Below are 900 nucleotides of genomic sequence, written 5' to 3'. Positions count from 1 at the left end.
CGAGCTGCGCCGGCGCGAGCGCCTGCTGCAGCAGAGCCTGCAGCACCGCGTGACGCGGGCGCGCGAGCGGCTGAGCCGGCTGCAAGCCTCGCCGGCGCTGAGGCAGCCGCAGCGGACGCTGCTCCAGCACGCAGAGCGGCTGGATGTGCTGCGCATGCGGCTCGAGGCCGCTTCGCAGGCGCGGCGGCAGCTCATTGCAGCCCGGCACGACCGGCTGCATCAGCGCCTGCTGGGCTATCATCCGCAGGAAGCGCTGCTGTATGCAAGACGCCGGCAGAGTGAGGCCGAGCGTCTGCTGAAGCAGGCGATGTCCGCTGTCCTGCGGGACAAGACCAAGCAGCTGGCGTCCGGCATTCGCCAGCTTGATGCACTGAGCCCGCTTAAAGTGATGGCGCGGGGCTACAGCCTGGTCTATGACGAGGCAGGGGAACGTCTGATCAAGTCGCTGGGAGATGTCGAACCCGGCGACCGGATTACGGTAAAGGTTACAGACGGTGAATTGGATTGTCAGGTATGGGGAATGCGAAACGGAAAGGAGAACGATCATGGCGAAGAAGAATCAGCCGGAGCAGGCTCAGCTTGAAGCGGAGCTGAATTTTGAAGAAGCAATGAATCAGCTTGAGGAAATTGTCAGGCATCTGGAGCGCGGAGAGGTTCCGTTGGAGCAAGCGATTGAGCTGTTTCAGCAAGGAATGAAGCTATCGCAGCTGTGCGGACGAAAGCTGAGTCAGGTGGAGCGCAAGATCGAAATGATCGTTGAAGAGGATGGCGAAGCGGTAAAACGTCCGTTTCATTCGCCTGAAGGAGAGGGGGATTTACTTGGATAAATCTCCTTTCGACTCCTATCTTCGTGAAATTTCCGATTTGATCAGCTCCAGACTATCCCGGCTCATCCCCGAA

At 59.7% G+C, this 900-nt stretch carries 2 protein-coding genes; both read left to right on the top strand.

Going from position 1 to position 900, the window contains the following annotated elements; all coding sequences use genetic code 11:
* On the top strand, positions 1-583 hold a 583-nt coding region (locus TX85_RS27555), incomplete at its 5' end, for an exodeoxyribonuclease VII large subunit (RefSeq protein ID WP_044479111.1).
* Positions 546-827: an exodeoxyribonuclease VII small subunit gene (gene xseB / locus TX85_RS10710; RefSeq protein ID WP_044479110.1), complete on the top strand. Its 282-nt coding sequence runs from the start codon at positions 546-548 to the stop codon at positions 825-827. The genes TX85_RS27555 and xseB, both read left to right, overlap by 38 nt.
* Positions 828-900: the final 73 nt, after the last annotated feature.

It is taken from the genome of Paenibacillus antibioticophila, from assembly GCF_000455265.1.
Classification (GTDB): domain Bacteria; phylum Bacillota; class Bacilli; order Paenibacillales; family Paenibacillaceae; genus Fontibacillus; species Fontibacillus antibioticophila.
This window is presented reverse-complemented; position numbering and strand designations above follow the sequence as displayed.

Coding starts and splice junctions, on each gene's coding strand:
- xseB (WP_044479110.1), top strand. CDS start 546: ATGGCGAAGAAGAATCAGCCGGAGCAGGCTCAGCTTGAAGCGGAGCTG.